This is a genomic window from Candidatus Melainabacteria bacterium RIFOXYA2_FULL_32_9 (assembly GCA_001784615.1).
In the GTDB taxonomy this organism is placed as follows: domain Bacteria; phylum Cyanobacteriota; class Vampirovibrionia; order Gastranaerophilales; family UBA9579; genus UBA9579.
Genome location: MFRQ01000023.1, coordinates 463 through 5,278, shown reverse-complemented (window position 1 = coordinate 5,278; position 4,816 = coordinate 463). Strand labels below are relative to the sequence as shown.

The following is a 4,816-nucleotide window of genomic DNA, read 5'->3' as shown; positions in this document are numbered from 1 at the left end:
AATCACCAACTTGATATTTTATTTTTAAACTTAGTTTGCTAAAATCAACTAAGACTCAGGGGATATATTTTTGGAGTTAAAACATTGAAAAAAAAGAAATATAATATATTTAAAACCTTCGATATGTTCAACTCCGAAGCAATGAACATTATTAAAGAAAGACTTATCAAGTTTGTACTTATAGAAGCCGATAATTTTATGGGCAAAAGCCATTCTGTAACTACAGATATAAGCAGCGATAATTCTATACAGCTTTCAATATTGAATAATAAAAAGCTCTATAACCTGTTAAATAATACGTGGCAAAGAAAGCAGCAAAAAGTAGAAAATGAAAATAACAAATGCGGAATTCATAACTAGTTCAGACTGTCTAAAAAACTGTCCAGAATTCAATTTACCAGAAATAGCAATGATCGGTCGTTCAAATGTCGGCAAATCATCTTTTATTAATGCGATTACCAACAGAAAGAATCTCGCCAGAACAAGTAATACACCAGGGAAAACGAGATTAATCAACTTTTATAAGATTAATAATGATTTAATCATTACTGACCTGCCGGGATATGGTTATGCAAAAATATCCAAAACCGAGCAGGAAAAATGGCGCAAAAATCTTGAAGACTATTTACTTAACAGAGAAGCGCTAGTCGCTGTTATTCAGTTAATAGATGCTAGACATTCTGTGCAAAACAACGATATCCAAATGCGCGACTGGCTAGATCATTATAATATTCCTGTAATAACCGTTGCTACAAAAATTGATGCCTTATCCAAAAATCAAGTTAACAAATCGACTGACGAAATTTCAAAAACCCTCGATACCGAAGTCTTTCAATTCTCCGCCAAAACAGGGCAAGGCAAAGATCAAGCTTTGAAGCGTATAGAGAGTTTGATCAAAGAATCCTAAATTACCTTAAATTAGCTTTATTTAGTACTGAAAAATAAGTAACAGGTAAAACTGTCATTCCGAGGGATTGAAAATCCCGTGGGAATCTCTCCAAATAACAATTATAAGCAATAAACCTCATTGGAAAGATCGCCACGGTTTCTAGAAGAAACCTCGCGATGACATTACGTATCATTAGGAGGATTGATGACATAAAAAAGTGACTGTGTCACCTCGCGATGGCTACACTCTCATATTCTAACCATTACCCTTTATTAAAATTTATTAATTAAATTTTCAAATCTCTAAAGTATAAACCAGTAAAGAATTTTCATAAAAATAATAAACCTTTTGCATTACTCAAATGGCAACTTTAAAAGTTCATGATCATTTCATTAATAGAATTAAATCTGTTTACTGAAGGATTATTATGGACAGAATTTTAAGCTCACCTGTTATTTTTAATAAAAACTTAATTAAAAAAACAGTTTTAGATCAGAATAGTTCGCAACCCAGCACAAATTTCACTGGCTTAAGCTCAAGTATGGAATCTAAAGCATTTAATAAGCAGGAAACCATTGTAAAATTACGTGAATCCTATCCAAACTCCCTTGGTGTTACAGGCAATCTTCCTGCTGACTGGATCAAAGAAATCCCTAAAGACAAGCGAGAAGAGGAAATAAAAAAATTATATAAAGCTTTTGATGAAATCACAGAAATCTTCAGAAGCGGACGGCCTAGAGAGCGTGATCAGTGGAGTGATCAACAGGTCTTAAAAATCAGGCCTTCAGAAGAAAGTCTACAAAAAGCTTCAAATATACTTATAAATACCTTTAAAAACGCAGGTATAAAGATTGAAGAAGATATTAAAATAGAGAAACTTGGTGCAGGCAAGCTTGGTTATGCCTTTAAGTTTAATGTAAATGATGATAAATATGTGTTCAAAGTATACCATGATATCGACTCAAATCTAGGATTAGTGAAATACGGTCATGGCAATCCTTTAGAAAATAACAAGGCATTATTTATCAAGAGAAATACTCATGGTAAGAATCAATACGCCCCTTATTATTTTGGAAATGTTAAATCAGGCTATATGATAGAAAAGTATATAGATAAAGACAATGTCTTACTTGGAAATGTTAAATCAGGCCCTGATGCAGAAAAATACATAGATAAAAATGATATTCCACCAAGAATAAGCCCATTAGATGATATTGGTCTTGATGCAGGTAATGATCTTCATGATGCAAATGTTTCTATTGGAGGAATCATATTCGATTATGGCGGTATTAAAGTCTTAAATCGCAATTTGGCAGATAATAAGGATAGAAAGTTTCATCTAAACAGAGAAAAAAAACTGGATGAAAAAAGAGCTATTGAGAATTTTATAGAAAAAGTCAAAAATCCTAATATTGATAAGGGTACAAAGATTATCATGATGCCGCAAATTCGTAATTTACCTGAACAATATAAATTCAAGGCATTTAAAGAACTGTCCAAAGATCCTGACAAAGATGTAAGAAGTAGTTTAGTATGGTATATACAAAATTTGCCTACAGAATATAAGTTCAGAGCATTTAAAATGATGACTAATGATCCTGATAAAAGTGTGAGAGATGCCTTACCAAAGCAAATTTGTCATTTGCCTGAAGAAAAACAACTTGAAGCACATAGAATAATAGATGAGTCAAATAAAAAACACTCAATTTTTAGGATCTTTTAGGACTTTGCCGTAATGCCCGACAACATTGCCGCAATTACACATAATCATGCCTTTTGATTTAATGTAATCTTTACAGAAGATGCTATATTGATCACATAAAGTGCAGTAAATAAAAGCACAGTTAAATATTTCTTTCATAAATAACTCCTGGCATTGTAAGTAATCAAGAAAAAGTTTTTACATAAAATTATAAAACAGTGGAATGTCATCCCGAATTTATTTCGGGATCTATCCTGCATGCAAATAAAAGCTTAAAGCATTAACCATATAGATGCCGGAACACGTCCGGCATGACATCAGTAAGTATTTTTTCTTTCCTCCTTAAAACAGTCCTCTAAGAGAGGAATACTTGTTTGTGATAAATTAGAATAGAAAACTATACAACCATTAGGGATATTATCTGTCTCATTTAAGTTGCTACGTAGATAAGTTTATGAGATTGCCACGCAAGTATGATTATTTCTTAAAGTCACGATTCATGGCTCGCAATGACATCCACAATTATTGGTGAATTCCCTTTTTTAACATCTTAACTATACATCATCATAAAAAATATGTCAACACTATTTCTTACGACGCTCGATATTTTTTTAGAAAGACTAAAATGCCTATAGTTACTGATAAAATAAAGAAGATACTTGAAGAGAAAGATATATCTCAATATCAACTTGCAAAATTAATAGATTATAATCGTGGGGCTTTAGGCCATATGATCAATGGGGAAAGTTCCTTTTCTGAGCAAGTAATGGAAAAAATAGCGCCGATTCTTGAAGTTTCAAAAGAAGAAATACAGGGATGGATTTTAGCTGATAAATATTCAAAAGAAATAATAGAACTTGCAATAAAAGCTAAAAAAGAGCTCCTTTTTCAGGATAACACGCATTGTCATTCTGAACGCAGTGAAGAATCCCAGAGATCCTTCGAGAATGCTCAGGATGTCACGCATTGTCATTGCGAGCCTCCGCAGGAGGCGTGGCAATCTAATAATAGTTCAAATAAAAACAATGATATTGAATCTAAAAAGAGATCCTTCGCTCAGGATGACAAAAGACTAATCCTTACAACTAAAATAGACTTGCTCCTTCAAGAAAAAGGCATTTCTAGAACAGCATTAAGTAAGCAGATTAATTATAGTCAGGGTAAATTAAATGAAATGATTATCGGTAAAGAACCTATGTCCCCTCTGGTAATCTCAAAAATAGCTCCTGTTTTAGATGTAAGTCAAGATGATATAAAAAGCTGGATTCTCGCTGATAAATACTCTCTAAGTACTCTTGAAAACGCTTTTAACTCATTTAATTAGTGTTTTTCTTATTCGATTCAGATAAAAAATTGTGTAAATTGTAATATTTTTGAGCTTTTTTATTATTATTTAATGTTTCATAGGTTAGAGCTAGGTTATAAGAGACATTCGGGTTATTAGGGCTTAATTTATGCGCTTTGTGAAAATACTTTAGAGCTTTTTTGTAGTTTCCAACTTTGTAATAGCAAATGCCAGTATTGTAATGTGCAGCGCTGAAATTTTTGTTGTTTTTAATAGCTCTTTCGAAATTATTCAAAGCTATGTGAATATTACCATTATTAAAGTTTAAAATAGCTAGATTGTAGTATGCGTAAGAATTTTTAGGGTTTACTTCAATTGCTTTTTCTAAATAATCTGATGCTTTCTTAAAATTGCCTAATTTATCATAAGAATTGGCAATTAGAATGAAGCTTTCGTCATCAATACTGGAACAGGTAACGACTGCAAGATAATTTATGGCTTCTTTGTAGTTTCCTTTTTTATAAGAGATTATTGCCTGCTCTTTTAGTATTTGAGTATTACTTATTTGAGGTTTGAATAGATTATCAGCTTTTTCTGTAGCTTGTACCTGAATATTAAGAAAAGTTTGCAGAGATATTAGAAAAATAACAATTAAAATTCTTCTTTTCATATTATCTATACTCGCCTGATTTCTAACTATTCCTACTTATTTTAAGATATTTGCGGCATTTTAAAAAGCTTTTTCTGGTAAACTTATATATATTTTCTGCGATATAACTTTAATAGTACTTGAATAAATGATTCTTTTTAAATATTATCAACTATACATGATTTTTAATATTGAGCATGTTATTATTTATTGCTACTAGAGTTAAATTAATATGTAATGTAATATATAAAGGAAAAATGGTTATGAACCCCATTATTGATGAATTAGAAG

At 31.4% G+C, this 4,816-nt stretch carries 5 protein-coding genes; 4 read left to right on the top strand and 1 reads right to left on the bottom strand.

Annotated elements, in window-relative coordinates; all coding sequences use genetic code 11:
* Positions 1-84 precede the first annotated feature (84 nt).
* The 4 genes from A2255_10410 to A2255_10395 all read left to right on the top strand — a co-directional run bounded on the left by A2255_10410 (position 85) and on the right by A2255_10395 (position 3,915).
* Positions 85-360, top strand: a complete 276-nt coding sequence (locus A2255_10410) for a hypothetical protein (GenBank protein ID OGI22971.1) — start codon at positions 85-87, stop codon at positions 358-360.
* Entirely contained in the window at positions 329-907 is a 579-nt protein-coding gene (engB, locus tag A2255_10405) for a YihA family ribosome biogenesis GTP-binding protein (protein ID OGI22970.1), read from the top strand. Before A2255_10410 ends, engB begins: the two co-directional genes overlap by 32 nt.
* Before the next feature lie 409 nt (positions 908-1,316).
* Entirely contained in the window at positions 1,317-2,612 is a 1,296-nt protein-coding gene (locus A2255_10400; protein ID OGI22969.1) for a hypothetical protein, read from the top strand.
* 604 nt (positions 2,613-3,216) lie between these two features.
* The gene (locus A2255_10395) at positions 3,217-3,915 is read left to right on the top strand and encodes a hypothetical protein (protein ID OGI22968.1); all 699 of its coding nucleotides are present in this window, start codon (positions 3,217-3,219) and stop codon (positions 3,913-3,915) included.
* Here the strand turns inward: A2255_10395 and A2255_10390 are convergent.
* Positions 3,908-4,546: a hypothetical protein gene (locus A2255_10390; GenBank protein ID OGI22967.1), complete on the bottom strand. Its 639-nt coding sequence runs from the start codon at positions 4,544-4,546 to the stop codon at positions 3,908-3,910. The genes A2255_10395 and A2255_10390 overlap by 8 nt on opposite strands.
* Positions 4,547-4,816: the final 270 nt, after the last annotated feature.

Coding starts and splice junctions, on each gene's coding strand:
- A2255_10395 (OGI22968.1), top strand. CDS start 3,217: ATGCCTATAGTTACTGATAAAATAAAGAAGATACTTGAAGAGAAAGAT.
- A2255_10400 (OGI22969.1), top strand. CDS start 1,317: ATGGACAGAATTTTAAGCTCACCTGTTATTTTTAATAAAAACTTAATT.
- engB (OGI22970.1), top strand. CDS start 329: ATGAAAATAACAAATGCGGAATTCATAACTAGTTCAGACTGTCTAAAA.
- A2255_10390 (OGI22967.1), bottom strand. CDS start 4,546: ATGAAAAGAAGAATTTTAATTGTTATTTTTCTAATATCTCTGCAAACT.